Origin of the sequence: Paraneptunicella aestuarii (genome assembly GCF_019900845.1) — a bacterium.
GTDB lineage: Bacteria > Pseudomonadota > Gammaproteobacteria > Enterobacterales > Alteromonadaceae > Paraneptunicella > Paraneptunicella aestuarii.
In genome coordinates, this window is sequence record NZ_CP074570.1 from 712,006 (window position 1) to 732,298 (window position 20,293).

The window sequence follows — 20,293 nt, forward strand, 5'->3', positions numbered from 1 at the left end:
ACTCCCCTTTACTTTTTATTCCCATTCGGATTAATTCTGTTTCAGTATGTCTTGCACTATGCGCTGCATTTCTGGAATGACTTCAGCTTCAAACCAGGGGTTTTTGCGTAACCACAGATTGTTTCTTGGCGATGGGTGAGGGAGAACCAAATATTTCGGCCAGTAGTTTTTCCAATTTCTACAACGAGTTGTCAGTGTTTCTTTATCACCTAAATAGTAGTGTTGCGCGTATTGCCCTATGAGCAATATTGCTTGCAGTTTTGGAAGGTTATCCAGGATCGGAGAATGCCAGGTTTTAGCACATTCTGGTCTAGGGGGCAGATCGCCAGATTTACCTTTTCCAGGGTAGCAAAAGCCCATTGGCACTATCGCGATGTAACGAGTGTCGTAGAACAGTTCGTCAGATATGTTTAACCACTCTCTCAAGCGTCTGCCAGACGCATCATTCCAAGGGGTTTGTGAATTATGGGCATAAATCCCAGGGGCTTGGCCAACAATCATAATTTTTGCGCTTGCGCTGAATTGCAAAACTGGTGTAGGTTTTTTTGGTAAGTAACTTTCACACAATGTGCATTGGCGAATTTGTTTTAATAGATTTTTATCAGGTCTCATAAAGTTATAAATATAATCGAAAAAGGTTACATTTGTGAGAATTGGTGTTATATTCGCTAACACAGGGTATGCAAATATAGGAGAATCCCCATGCGCAATGTCATTTTGATTATGCTGTTTTCGTTATTCAGCGCAATACTCCATGCAAAAGAAGCCGAAACACAGCAGAACCTGTTTAAGTGTGTTGATAATGAATCTTTAGCCATTGATGATGCCTGCATTGAAGGCAAATTTGATGCTAACCTAAAGTTTCAGGAACAAAAATTTACTATTGCTGGTATGAGTGATGAGTTTGGTGAGAATGCGATGGCAACTTTACGCTTTTATCCAGACAAAATGTTAATTGAAGTTGTTGCTCATGCAGATGAACAAGAAAGTGGATTGGTTTCAAGAATTCAATACTGATCACAGCGTTAATTAAAACAAAAAAACAGAGTCAATTGGCTCTGTTTTTTTGTTTGTGCTATAGAAAAATAAGTAAAGACCAGCTTTAGGTGAATAACCGGTTTAGTCCATTGATAGCGGCCACACGGTAGGCTTCAGCCATTGTTGGATAGTTAAAGGTGGTATTAACAAAGTATTCAATATTATTGGCTTTGCCTTTTTGCTGCATGATGGCTTGTCCAATATGAATAATTTCAGAAGCCCGCTCACCAAAACAGTGTATACCCAGAATTTCCTTGGTTTCTCTATGAAAGAGTATTTTCAGGCTGCCCACCAGATTATGGGCTATTTGGGCTTTGGCCAAATGTTTAAACTGAGCTCGGCCAACCTCATAGGGAATTTTCTGTGAAGTCAGTTCCTGTTCGTTTTTACCCACAGAACTGATTTCTGGAATGGTGTAGATACCAGTTGGAATATCTTCAACCAAACTGGCATGGCACTCACCATTTAGCATGGCTTCGGCAGCAAAGCGTCCCTGATTATAGGCGGCTGAGGCTAGACTCGGATAGCCAATAACATCACCTACAGCGTAGATGTTGTCGATCTCTGTCTTGTAATTATGATCGACATTTAGCTGGCCTCGTGAGTCTGTTGTTAATCCCACATTTTCTAATTTGAGCATATCGGTGTTACCTGTACGCCCATTGGCAAACAGTAAGCAATCAGCCTTCATCTTTTTGCCTGATTTCAGGTGAAGGACAACACCATCGTCTTTGCCTTCAATGGATTCGTACTGTTCATTGTGACGGATAACAACACCGCTGTTCCAAAGGTGATAACTTAAGGTGTCGGAGATTTCTGCATCAAGAAATGATAGTAGTCGTTCTCTCATATTTACCAGGTCGACCTTTACACCCAATCCCTTGAAAATCGACGCATACTCACTACCGATAACGCCAGCACCATAGATAATAATATGCTGAGGATCGTGGTTCAGCGATAGGATCGAATCGCTGTTGTATATTCTGGGGTGGTTGAAATCGACATTGTTTGGAGTGTACGGGCGAGAGCCTGTCGCGATAACGATTTTTTCAGCCGTTATCGTTTCCATTGAATCTTTTCTATGGACTTCCAGCGTATGGCAATCCACAAACGATGCTTCCCCGTGAATAACCTGAACACGGTTACGCTCGTAGAATCCTCTTCTCAAAATGGTTTGCTTACGGATAACCGCAGAAGCACTACTGAGGATCTGCTCAAAAGTGAGTCGTCGCGTTTCTTCGCTATCGTTGAATAGAGGTGTTGCGTTGTATTCAACTAAACGGCTGACAGAGTGACGCAACGCCTTGGACGGGATCGTTCCCCAATGAGTACAACCTCCGCCAACGGAATGGTGTCGCTCGATAATAGCGACTTTCTTGCCAGCTTTGGCAAGCTGCATTGCAACCCCTTCACCACCTGGGCCCGTGCCTATTACCAGAGCGTCAAATTGATACTTGGGTTTTGTGATACGTTTTTGTGTTGGAGACTTCTTGGATGTCATGAACTGCTTGCAGTATTTGTGCTACTAATGCCATTAAAAGTAGCACAAGATACCTGCAATCGCGTTCAAGACCAAGTAATGCTTTTAAATTAAGCGTATTGGAGTTGTTGTTGACACAGTTCCAGCCACTTATCTTTTTTCACTGCGAGAGTGGCTTTGAGCTCTTTATATTTGTAGTTTAATTGAATGCCTTCATAGGTTTTCAACAAGGCTTTACGTTTAAGATCCATTAAACTTTTCTTGGCGTTGTAGAACTCTGTCATTTTGGCGGCTAACTCGTCGTATTCTTCATGCAAGCGAGCAATTAATACGTCTTTGTTAGGTACTTTGGCAATCTTGGCTTTTGCACGTAAAAACTGCATTTCCAACTTGGCTTTCTCAATGCGTTCTTCCGGGCATTTACGCAAGTTTTTGGTGAAGCCAATATAAGACAAACCTCTAATCAACCACTTGGTTGGATCCCACTGCCACCATTTAATTCCGTTACGATAATCGTATTCAAATATGTGGTGAAAGTTATGGTAGCCTTCACCAAATGTGAAGAAGGCCAAAATATCATTATCACGTGCAGTGTTTTTGTCTGTGTATGGTTGTCTGCCCCAGATATGAGCCAAAGAATTGATGAAGAAAGTAACGTGGTGAACAACAACCAAACGCAAAACGCCCGCAATTAAAATCATGCCAAGTACATCGCCATTTAACCAGCCGATAAAACCGGTAATACCGAAGTTGGCGAATAACATAATGGGAAGATAATAGTTGTGCTGCCACATGACGATTTTGTCACGCTTAAGATCTTTCACGTTGCTGTAATCTGAGTAGCGGTGCGGCTGATACTCACGTAACATCCAGCCTATATGTGAGAACCAAAAGCCACGTTTGGCTGAATAAGGATCTACGTCATTGTCATCTACATGTTTGTGATGTACACGGTGATCTGAAGACCAATGTAAGATACTGTTTTGTAATGCCATGGCGCCGCCAACGGCAAACACAAATTTAACAATGGAATTGGCTTCGTACGATTTATGCGACCATAAACGATGGTATCCGGCAGTAATCGACATGCCTGAGAAGTAAATTAAAAATACAGTCGTAAACAATTCCACGCTGTCGAAACCATTTAGTACACCTTCAATTGGTACGCCGATTAGAGCAATAGCTCCGGTTATTATGAAGACCATAAGGTTGAGGACAATAAGACGTGGTTTTTTCATATGATAGCTAATTTTCAGTTTACAAGTGTACGCCAATTTTAAATGGCAATATGAAGTTGCGCAACAACGTCTTTACATTTTTGCGATATCAGAAGATCCTATGATATTCCAAGAAGGACAAACACCCGTGAATCGACCCGTAAACCGACGCATTCAAAAGCAAAAAACCCGTCGCGCTATTATTGATGCTGCATTTCATCTTCTGGATGCACATAAAAGTTTGTCTAGCATTAGTCTACGAGAAGTCGCCCGTGAAGCGGGAATTGCGCCTACTTCTTTTTATCGTCACTTCAAGGATATTGATGAATTAGGGTTAACCTTGGTGGATGAAGCTGGGTTGGCATTGCGTCAATTAATGAGAAAAGCGCGCTCTCGAATTGAGTCCGGCGGTGGCGTTATTCATACGTCAGTTTCTACATTTATGGAATATGTCGCGGACAATTCCAACGTGTTTCGTTTGTTATTACGTGAACATACAGGGACTTCTCCCGCGTTTCGAGCCGCCGTTGCCAGGGAAATGCAGCATTTTGTTGAAGAACTCACCGATTACACGCTAAATCATACCGAGCTTTTTCAGCCTTATGCACAGTTGCAAGCTGAAGCAATGGTGAGAATCGTATTTAGTGCCGGAGCTGAAGCGATTGATGCAAACAAACTGGAACGTAAAGAAATATCTGAAAGAGTTGAAGCACAACTGCGTTTTATTATGTTGGGGGCTTTACAGTTGTGCCAGCGTAAACGAGCTCTAAAAGTAGAAGATTAAAAACGGAAATATCGGCGATGAAGCCGCTTAGTTATTATTTTTAGTCGTATTATTCAAGGCTCACTATTTCTTAACCAGACAAATCCCAACTTCTGCATGATGCGTATAAGGAAATTGATCAAATAAAGCAAAATGCTGTATTTCATGAGTATCTTGTAAGTCACTGACATTCTCTTTTAACGTCAGAGGGTTACAGGAAATATAAATAATACGTTCAAACTGCCTGATCAGATTAAGCGTGTCGGCGTCTAAACCGCTTCTAGGCGGATCGACTAATACCGTTTGGCAATTATAATCAGCCCATTCAATGCCTTTCATTTTCTTGGCATTCACGCCTGTTGCAATGTGAGCCGAGAGCTCTTCACTAGACATTTGAATAATATCTACATTACTTATGCCATTGCGCTCAATATTAAACTGTGCCGCTTGAACTGATGATTTGGCGATTTCCGTTGCCAGAACCTTGTTAAAGCATTGTGCTAGCGGCAAGCTGAAATTTCCTGCACCGCAATACAATTCAAGTAAATCGTGATTGGTATTTTGAGACTGTTTTTTCGCCCACTGTATCATGTGGCAATTCACCGCAGCATTAGGTTGAGTGAAGCTGTTCTCTATTTGTTTGAAAGTGAATTCGTGACCGTCGACAGGTAGCTTTTCAATAATGAAATCCCTGTCCAGCAAGATTTTCTGTTTTCTTGCGCGTCCAATGAGATCAACATGCATTTCTTCTCGTAGCCTTGAGCGCAGCTTCTTGGCTTCTTCCTGCCAGGCTGCATCTAAAGGTCTGCGGTAGACCAAACTAATAAGTAATTCGCCACTGAGCCCGGAAAGGTAGTCGATTTGATATAACTTGCGACGCAAAGTGTCGTTGCTTTTTATTTCTTCCAACACTCGTTTCATGGCTTTGTTGATTAACACAGACCCTGGAGGAAATTGATCGACGCGGTATTTATCTTTTGTTTCAGGATCAAACATGATGTGAAAAATGTCATCGCCATCATGCCAAATTCGAAATTCAGCGCGCATACGATAATGCAACACAGGGGAGGCAAACACTTCAATGTTTGGCGGAGTAAAATCTGCAAACAGAGATTCTATATGCGCGGTTTTCTCTTGTAAGAGCTGGTCATATTGATCCGGGTTTATATCCGTTGGGCGCATATACAGTTACCTATTTCCTGCCGAGTGAGTTGTTATAATCAAAGGGCGGAGATTGTAGCTGTTTACTTATTCAGGTCAATGTTCGGAGCTTATATCCAATAATCGGAATGCAAATATCGCCTTTTTTGCATTCCGGATTAAAAAATCAGCGCTCATGGTCGATAATCAAAGATGAGGGTATGTGAGGTTACAATCATGAATTTAGGCGAAATAAAGTCTGTCTCGGGAGAGAAGGCTCAGAATAATCATCCTAATCAAGAACTTAAAACAAAATTACAGGAAGAAGGCTTAAGACAAGCTACGCGCGTTCAAGAAACCCAGGTTTCTTTAAGTACCGCTAACTCTAAAGCCTTAATCGGTGTAAAAGTTTTAAGTGCTTCTTTTAGTCAAACCATCAGCATTGGCAATGGTAAGCCTGTCTTTGAAAAGCCGAAGCAAAAAGAGTCATTTTTCGATTTTGAAGAAATTGCGAAGAATGTGCTTAACTTTGTTGGAGGGGCTATAAAAGCGGCCAAAATGGGCGGCGCTGATGAAGCGAAATTAACTACAATGTTCGAGCAGGCCACATCTGGTGTCTTAAAAGGCGTAGATATGGCACGCAAAGACCTTGCCGGTTTTATGAATGCTGAAATTGATGAAGGCATTAATAAAAGTCTTGAGTTGATCCAGAATGGCATCGAAAAACTGCGTTCGGAAATTTTTGGTAAGCCGGAAGGTGAAGAAGACAATCTTCAGGTTGTGGGTGAGTCAGTCAGTTATAGTCGAACCGAAGCGGGTGAGATCCATATTACGACCAAAGATGGTGATGAAGTCAGCATCAGCTTTGAAGATATTCGTCGTTTAGAGTTAAATCAGCAGCTAATTGATTCTACTCAAATCCCATTGGTACAACCGAAAGCCAAAGATAAAGCGGATCAAAAATCAGAAGACGAAGCTGATAAACAGCAAGCTGAGAAAGACACGTCAACGTCTACTAATACGGCGAAGGCGGCTGAAAGTGACGGTCAAAATAGTGCAGCCCCTGTGGATGCGAAAAATGCTGAGCTGGGCAATTCACCACAAGAAGCTTCACCACAAGAAAACAAGCTCAATTTGCTCCAAGAGCTCAATTATTTTGAGCGTAGTGGTATCGCTTTTAATATTAAAGGCGAGTTGGACGAAGACGAAATGACCGCAATTGCGGATTTGGTTGGCGATGTAAAAGACTTGGCCGAATCATTTTTCTCTAACGACGTTGAAGCTGCATTCAATAAAGCATTGCAGTTAGGTTTCAATGAGCAAGAGATTTCCGGATATGCATTACAGCTGTCCAAAACAGAACAACTTCAAGTAGTGCAAACATACGGAACGGTATCTCATTACAACGATGAAGGTGAAGGTTCGCAAGGGCAGCAACCCATGAAGCAGATCAAGCCTATCGCGGATTATCTGAAAGACATGATGGATGTCATGGAAAAATCTAAAGAGTTATTGTTGGATGATTCTCAGTTTAACAATTTGGTCAATGGCTTAATGAGCAAAGTAAAAGGGATAAAAACGGATGATCTGCTTGAAGCGATTAATCAGTTCAATTCCTTTAATCAAAAATTACAGCAGGGACTTCCTCGAGCTGAAACAACAGGTGAGCAAGGTAGTTCATCTGTGAGTGAAGGCTAAAACTGACTATATAAAAGTAGCAGATAAGAAAAAGGCGATTGAGACTCGATAGTTTCAATCGCCTTTTCTATATTTAAAGCAATATTATTCTTGAGCTTTACGTTCTTTCGCCAAGCGTACCTTTAACGTGCGGTCATAAAATGTTGTATCGTTAAATTCGTTAATCATTTTATCTGCGACATCATTAGCAACTTCAACGAAGCCAAATCCTTTTTTCCGCCCAGTGCGCTTATCTTGCATAAGCCGAACCGACTTTACATATCCCAGCTTTGAGAAGTGCTTTTTAATAGCACTTTCATTTACTTTATAGGCAAGGTTGCCAATATAGAGTGTGGTTGTTTCGTTATCATCTGAGTCTTCAACACTTTCAGAAGAATTGCTATTTAATACAGAAACAACAATGCCCGTAATTACGGCACCAATTGCAAATGTGATGTTGTTAGCCATATCAGGAACGGACGAAATAATAAAAAATCCGATAAGAGCAATGATGACTGTGACGGATACATCTCTAAATAAAGAAGATTTCATGTGTGTACCTAGCGTATTGTTATTATTAAAAGGGAGCGTGGTTATATTACTTTATTATTTAAATAACACCAGCCTGCTTAGCGATGGATAAGCATACATGCAAAAATAGCATAAATAACCCCTCACTTAACCCTGGTTGAATGATTATTGAGCACTTGATTCAAGATCTAAAAATAACTGTTGAACTACCAAAAAATGGCTGTATTATTCGCGGCCTCGCTGAGACGAACAGCAGAAAACAGAGCAAATAGCCCTGACAATACGCTGGAAAAAAGGATGTCCGTCTTCAGAAAATCATCAAGGAAAAAAGTTAAATAAAAACGCTTGACAGATGATACGGATGACGTAGAATGCGCGTCCGCTTCGAGGGGTTCTCAGCCAAGGTTGTGAGGGTCTTCGAAAGCAACTGTTCTTTAACAATTCAATAAGACAATCTGTGTGGGCACTCGTTAGAAGAGTGCTAACCAAAAATTTATTATTTCGATATTTAATTGAAGAGTTTGATCATGGCTCAGATTGAACGCTGGCGGCAGGCCTAACACATGCAAGTCGAACGGTAGCAGGAAGAGCTTGCTCTTTGCTGACGAGTGGCGGACGGGTGAGTAATGCTTAGGAATTTGCCTTTTGGAGGGGGACAACAGTTGGAAACGACTGCTAATACCGCATAATACCTGAGGGTCAAAGGGGGCTTTTAGCTCTCGCCAAAAGAGAAGCCTAAGTGAGATTAGCTAGTTGGTAGGGTAAAGGCCTACCAAGGCGACGATCTCTAGCTGTTCTGAGAGGAAGATCAGCCACACTGGGACTGAGACACGGCCCAGACTCCTACGGGAGGCAGCAGTGGGGAATATTGCACAATGGGGGAAACCCTGATGCAGCCATGCCGCGTGTGTGAAGAAGGCCTTCGGGTTGTAAAGCACTTTCAGTGGTGAGGAAAGGTTGGTAGTTAATACCTGCCAGCTGTGACGTTAACCACAGAAGAAGCACCGGCTAACTCCGTGCCAGCAGCCGCGGTAATACGGAGGGTGCGAGCGTTAATCGGAATTACTGGGCGTAAAGCGCACGCAGGCGGTTTGTTAAGCTAGATGTGAAAGCCCCGGGCTCAACCTGGGAGAGTCATTTAGAACTGGCAAACTAGAGTCGTTTAGAGGGGGGTGGAATTCCAGGTGTAGCGGTGAAATGCGTAGAGATCTGGAGGAACATCAGTGGCGAAGGCGGCCCCCTGGAGATAGACTGACGCTCATGTGCGAAAGCGTGGGTAGCGAACAGGATTAGATACCCTGGTAGTCCACGCCGTAAACGCTGTCTACTAGCTGTGTGTTGTTTTATAACGATGCGTGGCGAAGCTAACGCGCTAAGTAGACCGCCTGGGGAGTACGGCCGCAAGGTTAAAACTCAAATGAATTGACGGGGGCCCGCACAAGCGGTGGAGCATGTGGTTTAATTCGATGCAACGCGAAGAACCTTACCATCCCTTGACATCCAGAGAATTTGGCAGAGATGCCTCAGTGCCTTCGGGAGCTCTGAGACAGGTGCTGCATGGCTGTCGTCAGCTCGTGTCGTGAGATGTTGGGTTAAGTCCCGCAACGAGCGCAACCCTTGTCCTTAGTTGCCAGCATTCAGTTGGGCACTCTAAGGAGACTGCCGGTGACAAACCGGAGGAAGGTGGGGACGACGTCAAGTCATCATGGCCCTTACGGGATGGGCTACACACGTGCTACAATGGTAGGTACAGAGGGAAGCCAAGCAGTGATGTGGAGCGGAACCCTTAAAGCCTATCGTAGTCCGGATTGGAGTCTGCAACTCGACTCCATGAAGTCGGAATCGCTAGTAATCGCAGGTCAGAATACTGCGGTGAATACGTTCCCGGGCCTTGTACACACCGCCCGTCACACCATGGGAGTGGGATGCAAAAGAAGTAGTTAGTCTAACCTTCGGGAGGGCGATTACCACTTTGTGTTTCATGACTGGGGTGAAGTCGTAACAAGGTAACCCTAGGGGAACCTGGGGTTGGATCACCTCCTTACGAAAAGTTAGTCTTTTTTGACTGAGTGTCCATACAGATTGTTTTATTGAGAATAAGAGCAAAGAGTAAGTCGTACCTGTTTAGGTAACGGTCGTATTCCTACGGCTGCTTGCTATAAGGTTTGCGCAGTGATTATTCGTTTAGACAACGCTGCGAATGACTTTGTGAAGGGAGTTATCGTCTGATAATGACCGAACAAAGGCAGAGCAAGGCAGTATAAACGAATAAGACCAAGCAATAGGCCTGTAGCTCAGCTGGTTAGAGCGCACCCCTGATAAGGGTGAGGTCGGCAGTTCAAGTCTGCCCAGGCCTACCAAATCATCCCCATTCTTCGTTATTTGACTCGTCGCTTAGTGGTCTAAGCGTCCTCATCAAATGCCTCGAATGAAAAAGATTTAAATCTAAATAAACAGATGCGGTTATTGCAAGTAGTTTCGTTTCAGTCGAGGCTTTTCGAGTAGCGAACGAAGGAGTTTACACTGAGTAAATGACTGAGTGAGATACGAAGAAAAACGACGAGTGAAGCGAAAGTAAGCAGCAAGAAAAATGGGGCTATAGCTCAGCTGGGAGAGCGCCTGATTTGCATTCAGGAGGTCAGCAGTTCGATCCTGCTTAGCTCCACCATTTCTTCCTACTTCTTTGTGCAAGAATCTTAATGAATTTATACGTTGTGTTTAAATTCATTAAGGTTTTGCCTTAAATGTTCTTTAACAATGTGGAAAAGCTGAAAAATCATCAAGTAAGTATTAAAGAATTAGGGTTCTAGCAAATTAGATATCCTATCTGACAAGAAAGCGGCGAAGTCACAGCTTTATGATTCTGAATTACTTAGGTAATTTGGGGTTGTATGGTTAAGTGACAAAGCGTATACGGTGGATGCCTTGGCAGTTAGAGGCGATGAAGGACGTGTTAGTCTGCGATAAGCGTTGGTAAGTTGACAAAAAACGTTATAGCCAACGATCTCCGAATGGGGCAACCCAATCCTTAGGGATTATCTGCACCTGAATACATAGGGTGTAGAAGCAAACGAGGGGAACTGAAACATCTAAGTACCCTTAGGAAAAGAAATCAACCGAGATCCCCTTAGTAGCGGCGAGCGAACGGGGGTTAGCCGATGATTATGATGTTAGTGGAAGGAGTTGGAAAGCTCCGCGATACAGGGTGATAGCCCGTACACGAAGACATCATATTCACATATTAAGTAGTCGGGACACGTGTTATCTTGACTGAAGATGGGGGACCATCCTCCAAGGCTAAATACTCCTAACTGACCGATAGTGAACAAGTACCGTGAGGGAAAGGCGAAAAGAACCCGGCGAGGGGAGTGAAATAGAACCTGAAACCGTATACGTACAAGCAGTGGGAGCAGACTTGTTCTGTGACTGCGTACCTTTTGTATAATGGGTCAGCGACTTATATTCTGTAGCAAGGTTAACCGAATAGGGGAGCCGTAGCGAAAGCGAGTCTTAACTGGGCGCTTAGTTGCAGGGTATAGACCCGAAACCCGGTGATCTAGCCATGGGCAGGTTGAAGGTTGAGTAACATCAACTGGAGGACCGAACCCACTAATGTTGAAAAATTAGGGGATGACTTGTGGCTGGGGGTGAAAGGCCAATCAAACCGGGAGATAGCTGGTTCTCCCCGAAAGCTATTTAGGTAGCGCCTCGGACGAATACCACAGGGGGTAGAGCACTGTTTGGGCTAGGGGGTCATCCCGACTTACCAACCCCATGCAAACTCCGAATACCTGTGAGTACTATCCGGGAGACACACGGCGGGTGCTAACGTCCGTCGTGAAGAGGGAAACAACCCAGACCGCCAGCTAAGGTCCCAAAGTTATAGCTAAGTGGGAAACGATGTGGGAAGGCTAAGACAGCTAGGAGGTTGGCTTAGAAGCAGCCACCCTTTAAAGAAAGCGTAATAGCTCACTAGTCGAGTCGGCCTGCGCGGAAGATGTAACGGGGCTAAGCTATACACCGAAGCTGCGGCAGCATACTTGTATGCTGGGTAGGGGAGCGTTGTGTAAGCCGTTGAAGGTGAACTGAAAGGTTTGCTGGAGGTATCACAAGTGCGAATGCTGACATGAGTAACGACAATGGGGGTGAAAAACCCCCACGCCGGAAGACCAAGGTTTCCTGTCCCATGCTAATCAGGGCAGGGTGAGTCGGCCCCTAAGGCGAGGCAGAAATGCGTAGTCGATGGGAAACGGGTTAATATTCCCGTACTTGTATGTACAGTGAAGGGGGGACGGAGAAGGCTATGCAGGCATGGCGTTGGTTGTCCATGTGAAAGTGTGTAGGAAGAGAGTTTAGGCAAATCCGGACTCTTAATTCTGAGGCACGAGACGAGCTGCTACGGCAGTGAAGTTGCAGATGCCCTGCTTCCAGGAAAAGCCTCTAAACTTATGTGCATACAAACCGTACCCCAAACCGACACAGGTGGTCAGGTAGAGAATACTAAGGCGCTTGAGAGAACTCGGGTGAAGGAACTCGGCAAAATAGTACCGTAACTTCGGGAGAAGGTACGCCTTTGATTGTGATGAGACTTGCTCTCTAAGCGATTGGAGGTCGCAGTGACCAGGTGGCTGGGACTGTTTATTAAAAACACAGCACTGTGCTAACTCGAAAGAGGACGTATACGGTGTGACACCTGCCCGGTGCCGGAAGGTTAATTGATGGGGTTAGCGTAAGCGAAGCTCTTGATCGAAGCCCCGGTAAACGGCGGCCGTAACTATAACGGTCCTAAGGTAGCGAAATTCCTTGTCGGGTAAGTTCCGACCTGCACGAATGGTGTAACCATGGCCACGCTGTCTCCACCCGAGACTCAGTGAAATTGAAATCGCAGTGAAGATGCTGTGTACCCGCACCTAGACGGAAAGACCCCGTGAACCTTTACTACAGCTTGGCACTGGACATTGACCCTACATGTGTAGGATAGGTGGGAGGCTTTGAAGCACGTACGCCAGTATGTGTGGAGCCATCCTTGAAATACCACCCTTGTATGTTTGATGTCCTAACTTTGCCCCATTATCTGGGGTGAGGACAGTGCCTGGTGGGTAGTTTGACTGGGGCGGTCTCCTCCCAAAGCGTAACGGAGGAGCACGAAGGTTGGCTAATCACGGTTGGACATCGTGAGGTTAGTGCAATGGCATAAGCCAGCTTAACTGCGAGACAGACACGTCGAGCAGGTACGAAAGTAGGTCATAGTGATCCGGTGGCTCTGTATGGAAGGGCCATCGCTCAACGGATAAAAGGTACTCCGGGGATAACAGGCTGATACCGCCCAAGAGTTCATATCGACGGCGGTGTTTGGCACCTCGATGTCGGCTCATCACATCCTGGGGCTGAAGTCGGTCCCAAGGGTATGGCTGTTCGCCATTTAAAGTGGTACGCGAGCTGGGTTTAGAACGTCGTGAGACAGTTCGGTCCCTATCTGGTGTGGGCGTTGGATGATTGAGGGGGGCTGCTCCTAGTACGAGAGGACCGGAGTGGACGAACCGCTGGTGTTCGGGTTGTCATGCCAATGGCATTGCCCGGTAGCTATGTTCGGAATCGATAACCGCTGAAAGCATCTAAGCGGGAAGCGAGCCTCGAGATGAATCATCCCTGACGGTTTAACCGTCCTGAAGGGTTGTTGTAGACGACGACGTTGATAGGCAGGGTGTGGAAGCGTTGTAAGGCGTTAAGCTAACCTGTACTAATTGCCCGAGAGGCTTAACCATACAACCCCAAGTTGACTTAAGTAACGAATGTGAACGAGTAGCGCTTGGCGTTGGATGACTTCGCAAGTCTGATAGGATACTGATACTAGCGTCCTGATTCGAATTTGATGACAGCTTTTTTACATTGTGACAGTTTATGCCTGGCGGCAATAGCGGTACGGTACCACCTGAATCCATCTCGAACTCAGAAGTGAAACGTACTAGCGGCGATGGTAGTGTGGGGTTTCCCCATGTGAGAGTAGCACACTGCCAGGCTCCTAATTTAATAAAAAAGCCCTTGTCGAAAGACAGGGGCTTTTTTATTTAACTGTGTATCTGGATGCTACTCGAACGTAGTGACAAAAACGTCGGGAGCGTTTTTGAACATGCTTTAGCATGGCCCTTTAGGGCGAGGGCTGGGACTGCCCGAGTAAAGTAGCACACTGCAGGCTCCTAATTATACCAATCCCATTAAAAATATGATCTAATTAAGTCAGTGAAGACAAAACAGATAATTAGATGCTAAAAAAGATAGATTTCACAGCGCTTTCCAAAAAGGAAACTAACGCAGCTAAAAGGATCAGGTTATACCAATCCCATTAAAAACCTAGCCATTTAACTGTGCCCATTTTCTGGTGCATAAAGAGATAACACGATGGGTATCTTTGACAAATGTATTCCAGGCGTCACTACATGCATCCACGATATCTTCATACCCTTCAAATATGCGATTGGATAGTGCGTTCTGACGAAGCCAACTCCATACCTGTTCAACCGGATTCAGTTCCGGCGAGTAGGGAGGAAGCTTTAGCATACGAATATTATCAAACTGTTGGATCGTGTCCTCTGTATGCCATCCTGCGCCATCCATGATGACGACAGCCATTCGCCCCGGTTTAGTACGTTCAGAAATCTGTTTCAAGTGCAATGTCATTGCATCCTTGTTGACCCACGGCGTTATGAGCGCTTCTGTTTCACCGGTTGCGGGACAGACAGCACCGAAAAGATAGGCATATTCAAATTGTTGCTGTTTGACTGCGCGTGGGCGACTGCCAGTTCTCGCCCATAAACGAGAGGTGGTATTTTGCTGACCAAAGCGAGCTTCATCCTGAAACCAGATATCAACATTGTTCAGAGACAGATGTCCTGGACAAAGTTTGATCACATTAATCTCCAGTTTTTTTAAACTCTTCCTGAGCATTTTGCGATTGCTTTGGATGTTTTGAACGGCTGGAAATCCATGAAAAACCCCATTGATACCAATCCCATTAAAAACCTAGCCATTTAACTGTGCCCATTTTCTGGTGCATAAAGAGATAACACGATGGGTATCTTTGACAAATGTATTCCAAGCGTCACTACATGCATCCACGATATCTTCATACCCTTCAAATATGCGGTTGGACAGTGCGTGCTGACGAAGCCAACTCCATACCTGTTCAACCGGATTCAGTTCCGGTGAGTAGGGAGGAAGCTTTAGCATACGAATATTATCAAATGGTTGGATCGTGTCCTCTGTATGCCATCCTGCGCCATCCATGATGACGACGGCCATTCGCCCCGGTTTCGTACGTTCAGAAATCTGTTTCAAGTGCAATGTCATTGCATCCTTGTTGACCCAAGGCGTTATGAGCGCCTCTGTTTCGCCGGTTGCGGGACAGACAGCACCGAAAAGATAGGCATATTCAAATTGTTGCTGTTTGACTGCGCGTGGGCGACTGCCAGTTCTCGCCCATAAACGAGAGGTGGTATTTTGCTGACCAAAGCGAGCTTCATCCTGAAACCAGATATCAACATTGTTCAGAGACAGATGTCCTGGACAAAGTTTGATCACATTAATCTCCAGTTTTTTTAAACTCTTCCTGAGCATTTTGCGATTGCTTTGGATGTTTTGAACGGCTGGAAATCCATGAAAAACCCCATTGATGCAAGAGACGATAAATGTTGGACATTTTATAATCCACATTCAGATGGCTCGATATCCAGGCTTGGATATCGGCTCCCGTCAGTCTTCCCCCAACATCAGAACGACTATGATATTCAATATAGCGAGATAGCTTTTTTATCTGTTCTGATGACAGCGATGCAGGACGACCGGGAGGAGATTTGGCATCCAGGCCATCAATTCCTTTATCCAGAAAAGCCGCTACCCATTTATTTACACTTGCCCTGCTGACCTTAAGTGTTCTGGCAATCTGTGCTTTGTTCATTCCTTCACTGTAATGAGCCAATGCAAGTAACCTGATCCTTTTAGCTGCGTTAGTTTCCTTTTTTGAAAGCGCAGTGAAATCTATCTTTTTCAGCATCTAATTATCTGTTTTGTCTTCACTGACTTAATTAGATCATATTTTTAATGGGATTGGTATGATGCAAGAGACGGTAAATGTTGGACATTTTATAATCCACATTCAGATGGCTCGATATCCAGGCTTGGATATCGGCTCCCGTCAGTCTTCCCCCGACATCAGAACGACTATGATATTCAATATAGCGAGATAGCTTTTTTATCTGTTCTGATGACAGCGATGCAGGACGACCGGGAGGAGATTTGGCATCCAGGCCATCAATTCCTTTATCCAGAAAAGCCGCTACCCATTTATTTACACTTGCCCTGCTGACCTTAAGTGTTCTAGCTATTTGTGCTTTGTTCATTCCTTCACTGTAATGAGCCAATGCAAGTAACCTGATCCTTTTAGCTGCGTTAGTTTCCTTTTTGGAAAGCGCAGTGAAATCTATCTTTTTTAGCATCTAATTATCTGTTTTGTCTTCACTGACTTAATTAGATCACACTTTTAATGGGATTGGTATTAGGGGAGAAAGCTGCAAGTGGCACGATTAAATATATCAAGCAACATGGAATGCCATATAGTTGTGATAATGGATGGGTGTATTGGTAAGTTTATATAAAAAGGGGGCTATCGAGCCGGATAAAGCCCGCCTAGAAGTGCTTCTCTACTTGCGCCTGTTACTGAGGGAATATTTCCAGGAATATTATTTTTGAAGGCGTAGGCTAGCCATGCAAAGGCCATTGCTTCGACTGTATCTGGTGGTATATTCAATGAGTTTGTGGATGATACTTTTATTGGAGCTAATAATTGCTGTAGTCGGTCCATTAAGAATGTATTTTCAGCTCCGCCGCCGCATATAAAGACTTCTTCAAGCTCAGCTAACTGTGTCAGATGTAATGAGATAGATTCAGCTGTAAATTCCAATAATGTACGTTGTATATCCACTGACGTATTAGGTTTCCCTGCATTAGAAAGCTGTTGTTCTAGCCAGTCTAAATTAAACAATTCACGCCCTGTACTTTTGGGAAATGACTGAGCTAAATACGGATGAGAGAGTAACTGTTGTAGTAGCTCGCTATCTACTTGCCCTTGTCTTGCCCAGTTTCCATTTGAATCGAATGGCTTGCCAGTATGCGTTGTACACCAGGCATCCATAAGTCTGTTTCCTGGGCCGGTATCAAATCCAACGATAGGATCTTGGCCTTTTGGTAACCAGGTAATATTGGCGATGCCGCCGATGTTCACTATGGCTCTATTTGAGGTATCTGATGAAAAAACCGCATTATGAAAAGCGGGTACTAGTGGTGCGCCTTGTCCTCCAAGGGCGATGTCTTTGCGCCGAAAGTCTGAAACAACATCAATACCTGTTTCCACGGCTAATGTATTAGGATCACCGATCTGCAAAGTGAAGGGGTAATCTGAGTTTGGACGATGACGTATAGTTTGTCCGTGACTACCAATTGCAATAATGTCATTGGGGGACAGGTTATGTTGAGCTAATGTTTGCTTAACCGCATTGGCAAAGGCTTTTGCCAATTTAATATCGGCTGCTCCCATACGCTCAATTTCATCCGCACCAGATTGGCAGAGCTGATGCAACTCGTCTGCTAAATCGGAGGAATAAGCAAAGGTTTCGTGTGCTAGTCGCTTGGGAATGCCACTATTCATATCGACCAACGCCAGATCGATGCCATCTATGCTAGTACCTGACATGAGTCCGATATAAAGCTCACGAGTAGACATTAATTCATTGCCAACATAATTCGCTTATTGTTTTGCAACTTATCCATGTAATCAGATGCGAGTGCCAGAAATTCGGTTTTTTCCTTGTTGGCAATTGGGTTCGCTTTAGGTAATGTCACCGTACGCGGATTTTGGTGCACGCCATTTACCAAAAATTCATAGTGAAGGTGAGGCCCGCTTGCAAGCCCGGTACTGCCGACCAAACCGATAGTTTGGCCTTGCTTCACCCATTGACCTTTCTTCACCTTACGTTTGGAAAAGTGCAGGTATTTGGTTACGTAGTTTTCGCCATGTTGAATGAAAACGTGATGACCATTGTATTTGTCGTATCCCGCTTTGATAACTTTGCCATCACCGGCTGCAACAACGGGCGTGCCTGTACTGGCGGCGTAATCAATACCTCTGTGTTGTTTCCAGCGTTTTTGTACTGGGTGGAAACGGCGAGGCTTAAAGTTAGAGCTGATATATTTAAAGTTCACTGGAGCGCGCAAGAAGCTCTTGCGCATACTGCGTCCTTCTGGCGTGTAGTAGTTGCCATCTTTGTAGCGAATTGCCGTGTAAGTTTCGCCCTGATTGGTGAACTCTGCCGCAACAATGTCGCCATAACCGATAAATTCGCCTTCGATGAAGTTTTCTTCAAAGATAACGTTGAAGCTATCGCCTTCTCGAATATCCAGAGCAAAGTCGATATCCCAGCCGAAAATATTGGCAAGGCTCATAATTTGATTGTCGGTTAAACCCGATTTAACCCCAGCATTCCAGAAGCTGTTCTCAATGTCGCCAGTAGAAAAGTTCAATCGAGAGCTCATGGCTTTGTGTTCTATTTGAGACGAAAGGGTGCCTTTGTTTTGCTCAATTAATAAGGTGTCTGTACTGGAAAAGGCGTAACGCAATCCTTTAAAGGCGTTGTCTTGCTCATCCAACAGTATTTGAATTTCTTCGCCGGGGAGAATTGTGAGAAGTTTCTTGGCTTCTTTGCCAGCTTTACTGACCTTATAAACATCTTGTGGGGAAAGGCCGGCACGAGCGAAGATCTTCGCTAAATTGTCGCCTGATTTAACCTTATAGCTTTTCCACTCTTGTTTGGTGTCATCGGCGATTTGTTCTTCAATTGCACTTTCTACAGGTGCTACATCAATGGAATAGCGCTTGCCCAGTTCTAGTTCTACAACGGGAGTATTACGAGATGCACTGGCTTTTTCTGAAGGCAATACTGCAAGAATAAGCAGCATGAACATAAGCCCTGACATGATCAGCTTATGTTGGCGAGGCAGTGCTTTTATGGTGTGAATTAATTGTTTTTGTACCATACAGCCTTTGGTTTAAGCGAATAAAAATAGCGCTATTAGGAGAATATACCGATTTCATGGGATTTTCTAGGGTCAATCCCCTTTTATTGCGGTTTTATGAGCAGTAGAATGCACCATTCCTTTATTCCCCAGTAGGTTGAGAGAGAGACTAATGTCGGATTGGCAACAAGCATTTGCGGAGATCAAACGCGGTGCAGATGAAATTTTGTTGGAAGAAGAGCTCATTGAGAAGCTAAAAGAAGGCAAACCCTTAAAAATCAAAGCTGGATTTGATCCAACCGCACCAGACCTGCATTTGGGGCATACGGTTTTGATCAATAAGATGAGAACCTTCCAGGATTTGGGTCACGATATCATTTTCCTGATTGGCGATTTCACCGGCATGATCGGCGATCCCACAGGTAAAAACGTCACCAGAAAACCATTAACGCGTGAAGAAGTGCTTGCTAACGCTGAAACCTACAAACAACAAGTATTCAAAATTCTAGACCCAGAAAAAACACAAGTTCGCTTTAACTCGGAGTGGATGGAAAAGCTGGGTGCAGCAGGCATGATCAAACTAGCGGCAAGACAAACGGTTGCCCGTATGTTGGAACGTGACGATTTCAAAAAACGTTATGCTAATGGTCAGCCTATCGCAATCCACGAGTTTTTATATCCGTTGGCGCAAGGTTGGGATTCTGTGGCATTGGAATCTGACGTTGAGTTGGGGGGCACGGATCAGCGATTCAACCTGCTGATGGGACGTGAGCTGCAAAAAGAGGAGAAGCAAAGACCACAGACGGTATTGATGATGCCTTTGTTGGAAGGATTGGATGGCGTACAAAAGATGTCCAAGTCTTTGAACAACTACATTGGTATCACCGATGCGCCTAACGATATGTTTGGCAAGGTGATGTCTATCTCTGATGAGTTGATGTGGCGTTACTATGAGTTGTTGAGCTTCCGTCCTATTGAGGAAATCGAAGCTTTCAAAAAGCAGGTTGAAGAAGGCGCTAATCCAAGAGATATCAAGATCTCGTTGGCAAAAGAACTTATTGAGCGTTTTCATGATGCAGAGGCTGCGGAGCAAGCGCATCAGGACTTTATTCAGCGTTTCCAGAAGAATGCGATTCCTGACGACATGCCAGAAGTGTCATTGCCACTCGATCCCGAAGGTGTTGCTATTGCTAACTTGTTGAAAGATGCGGATTTGGTTGGTTCTACTTCAGAAGCCATGCGCATGATCAAACAAGGCGCGGTGAAAATCGATGGGGAAAAGGTATCTGATGCCAAGCATACCATCACCGAAGCTGGCACTGCGGTTTATCAGGTTGGCAAGCGTAAGTTCGCTCGCGTAACGCTAAATTAATCACTTATAGT

Annotated in this window: 13 protein-coding genes, 2 tRNA genes, 3 rRNA genes and 1 pseudogene; 9 read left to right on the forward strand and 10 right to left on the reverse strand. The window is 44.5% G+C overall.

The genetic code is table 11. The features are described from left to right. Positions 1-30: 30 nt before the first annotated feature. Positions 31-612 carry a uracil-DNA glycosylase family protein gene (locus KIH87_RS03010; RefSeq protein ID WP_232360064.1) on the reverse strand — a complete coding sequence of 194 codons (582 nt, stop codon included), beginning with the start codon at positions 610-612 and terminating at the stop codon, positions 31-33. 90 nt (positions 613-702) lie between these two features. Here KIH87_RS03010 and KIH87_RS03015 point away from each other — a divergent pair, with 90 nt between their 5' ends. Further along, complete coding sequence (locus KIH87_RS03015; RefSeq protein ID WP_232360065.1) at positions 703-1,017, forward strand: hypothetical protein; 315 nt, start codon at positions 703-705, stop codon at positions 1,015-1,017. Positions 1,018-1,102: 85 nt separating this feature from the next. Here the strand turns inward: KIH87_RS03015 and sthA are convergent, their stop codons facing one another. Together sthA and KIH87_RS03025 are read right to left on the reverse strand one after the other, a co-directional pair. Continuing rightward, the gene (gene sthA, locus KIH87_RS03020; RefSeq protein WP_232360066.1) at positions 1,103-2,539 is read right to left on the reverse strand and encodes a Si-specific NAD(P)(+) transhydrogenase; all 1,437 of its coding nucleotides are present in this window, start codon (positions 2,537-2,539) and stop codon (positions 1,103-1,105) included. 89 nt (positions 2,540-2,628) lie between these two features. Next, positions 2,629-3,756, reverse strand: a complete 1,128-nt coding sequence (locus KIH87_RS03025; protein ID WP_232360067.1) for an acyl-CoA desaturase — start codon at positions 3,754-3,756, stop codon at positions 2,629-2,631. Between the two features lie 127 nt (positions 3,757-3,883). On the opposite strand from KIH87_RS03025, the gene fabR reads away from it, so the two are divergent. Further along, positions 3,884-4,519 (forward strand): HTH-type transcriptional repressor FabR, encoded by a 636-nt coding sequence (fabR, locus tag KIH87_RS03030; RefSeq protein WP_232360068.1) that lies wholly within the window; start codon positions 3,884-3,886, stop codon positions 4,517-4,519. 63 nt (positions 4,520-4,582) lie between these two features. Here the strand turns inward: fabR and trmA are convergent, their stop codons facing one another. After that, positions 4,583-5,680: a tRNA (uridine(54)-C5)-methyltransferase TrmA gene (trmA, locus tag KIH87_RS03035; RefSeq protein WP_232360069.1), complete on the reverse strand. Its 1,098-nt coding sequence runs from the start codon at positions 5,678-5,680 to the stop codon at positions 4,583-4,585. Between the two features lie 195 nt (positions 5,681-5,875). On the opposite strand from trmA, the gene KIH87_RS03040 reads away from it, so the two are divergent. Continuing rightward, positions 5,876-7,336 carry a DUF5610 domain-containing protein gene (locus tag KIH87_RS03040; protein ID WP_232360070.1) on the forward strand — a complete coding sequence of 487 codons (1,461 nt, stop codon included), beginning with the start codon at positions 5,876-5,878 and terminating at the stop codon, positions 7,334-7,336. A gap of 84 nt (positions 7,337-7,420) precedes the next feature. Here KIH87_RS03040 and KIH87_RS03045 read toward each other — a convergent pair whose 3' ends face one another. Then, positions 7,421-7,867, reverse strand: a complete 447-nt coding sequence (locus tag KIH87_RS03045; protein WP_232360071.1) for an RNA recognition motif domain-containing protein — start codon at positions 7,865-7,867, stop codon at positions 7,421-7,423. A 488-nt stretch (positions 7,868-8,355) separates the two neighbouring features. Between KIH87_RS03045 and KIH87_RS03050 the strand changes: the two genes are divergently transcribed. The 5 genes from KIH87_RS03050 (at position 8,356) to rrf (ending at position 13,866) form a co-directional block, all read left to right on the forward strand. Further along, a 16S ribosomal RNA gene (locus KIH87_RS03050) occupies positions 8,356-9,890 on the forward strand. A 239-nt stretch (positions 9,891-10,129) separates the two neighbouring features. Further along, positions 10,130-10,206, forward strand: a tRNA-Ile gene (locus tag KIH87_RS03055). Positions 10,207-10,438: 232 nt separating this feature from the next. Beyond that, positions 10,439-10,514 (forward strand) — tRNA-Ala (locus tag KIH87_RS03060). A 225-nt stretch (positions 10,515-10,739) separates the two neighbouring features. Further along, a 23S ribosomal RNA gene (locus KIH87_RS03065) occupies positions 10,740-13,611 on the forward strand. A 139-nt stretch (positions 13,612-13,750) separates the two neighbouring features. Next, positions 13,751-13,866: ribosomal RNA gene (rrf, locus tag KIH87_RS03070) — 5S ribosomal RNA — on the forward strand. The 16S, 23S and 5S rRNA genes sit together here with 2 tRNA genes alongside, the layout of an rRNA operon. Before the next feature lie 331 nt (positions 13,867-14,197). Here the strand turns inward: rrf and KIH87_RS03075 are convergent. From KIH87_RS03075 to KIH87_RS03095, 5 genes and pseudogenes are all read right to left on the reverse strand, one after another. After that, positions 14,198-14,849, reverse strand: a pseudogene (locus KIH87_RS03075) (IS630 family transposase); the annotation flags it as partial. A gap of 17 nt (positions 14,850-14,866) precedes the next feature. Beyond that, positions 14,867-15,893, reverse strand: a protein-coding gene (locus KIH87_RS03080; protein ID WP_408635799.1) for an IS630 family transposase whose coding sequence is annotated in 2 segments (ribosomal slippage) — positions 14,867-15,437 and positions 15,436-15,893 — 1,029 coding nt in all. Because the reading frame shifts where the segments join, the coding sequence is not laid out codon by codon here. Between the two features lie 34 nt (positions 15,894-15,927). Continuing rightward, positions 15,928-16,338, reverse strand: a complete 411-nt coding sequence (locus KIH87_RS03085; RefSeq protein WP_232360073.1) for a helix-turn-helix domain-containing protein — start codon at positions 16,336-16,338, stop codon at positions 15,928-15,930. Between the two features lie 167 nt (positions 16,339-16,505). Continuing rightward, the gene (locus tag KIH87_RS03090) at positions 16,506-17,621 is read right to left on the reverse strand and encodes an anhydro-N-acetylmuramic acid kinase (protein WP_232360074.1); all 1,116 of its coding nucleotides are present in this window, start codon (positions 17,619-17,621) and stop codon (positions 16,506-16,508) included. Next, positions 17,621-18,931 (reverse strand): peptidoglycan DD-metalloendopeptidase family protein, encoded by a 1,311-nt coding sequence (locus tag KIH87_RS03095; protein WP_232360075.1) that lies wholly within the window; start codon positions 18,929-18,931, stop codon positions 17,621-17,623. Before KIH87_RS03095 ends, KIH87_RS03090 begins: the two co-directional genes overlap by 1 nt. Positions 18,932-19,082: 151 nt before the next feature. Between KIH87_RS03095 and tyrS the strand changes: the two genes are divergently transcribed. Then, positions 19,083-20,282, forward strand: coding sequence for a tyrosine--tRNA ligase (gene tyrS / locus KIH87_RS03100; protein ID WP_232360076.1), 1,200 nt, complete (start codon positions 19,083-19,085; stop codon positions 20,280-20,282). Positions 20,283-20,293 lie beyond the last annotated feature (11 nt).

Excerpts from the sequence above, each read along its gene's own strand:
- KIH87_RS03085 (WP_232360073.1), bottom strand. The coding sequence starts at position 16,338 with ATGCTAAAAAAGATAGATTTCACTGCGCTTTCCAAAAAGGAAACTAAC.
- trmA (WP_232360069.1), bottom strand. The coding sequence starts at position 5,680 with ATGCGCCCAACGGATATAAACCCGGATCAATATGACCAGCTCTTACAA.
- KIH87_RS03025 (WP_232360067.1), bottom strand. The coding sequence starts at position 3,756 with ATGAAAAAACCACGTCTTATTGTCCTCAACCTTATGGTCTTCATAATA.
- KIH87_RS03045 (WP_232360071.1), bottom strand. The coding sequence starts at position 7,867 with ATGAAATCTTCTTTATTTAGAGATGTATCCGTCACAGTCATCATTGCT.
- tyrS (WP_232360076.1), top strand. The coding sequence starts at position 19,083 with ATGTCGGATTGGCAACAAGCATTTGCGGAGATCAAACGCGGTGCAGAT.
- KIH87_RS03040 (WP_232360070.1), top strand. The coding sequence starts at position 5,876 with ATGAATTTAGGCGAAATAAAGTCTGTCTCGGGAGAGAAGGCTCAGAAT.
- KIH87_RS03015 (WP_232360065.1), top strand. The coding sequence starts at position 703 with ATGCGCAATGTCATTTTGATTATGCTGTTTTCGTTATTCAGCGCAATA.
- KIH87_RS03095 (WP_232360075.1), bottom strand. The coding sequence starts at position 18,931 with ATGGTACAAAAACAATTAATTCACACCATAAAAGCACTGCCTCGCCAA.
- sthA (WP_232360066.1), bottom strand. The coding sequence starts at position 2,539 with ATGACATCCAAGAAGTCTCCAACACAAAAACGTATCACAAAACCCAAG.
- KIH87_RS03090 (WP_232360074.1), bottom strand. The coding sequence starts at position 17,621 with ATGTCTACTCGTGAGCTTTATATCGGACTCATGTCAGGTACTAGCATA.
- KIH87_RS03010 (WP_232360064.1), bottom strand. The coding sequence starts at position 612 with ATGAGACCTGATAAAAATCTATTAAAACAAATTCGCCAATGCACATTG.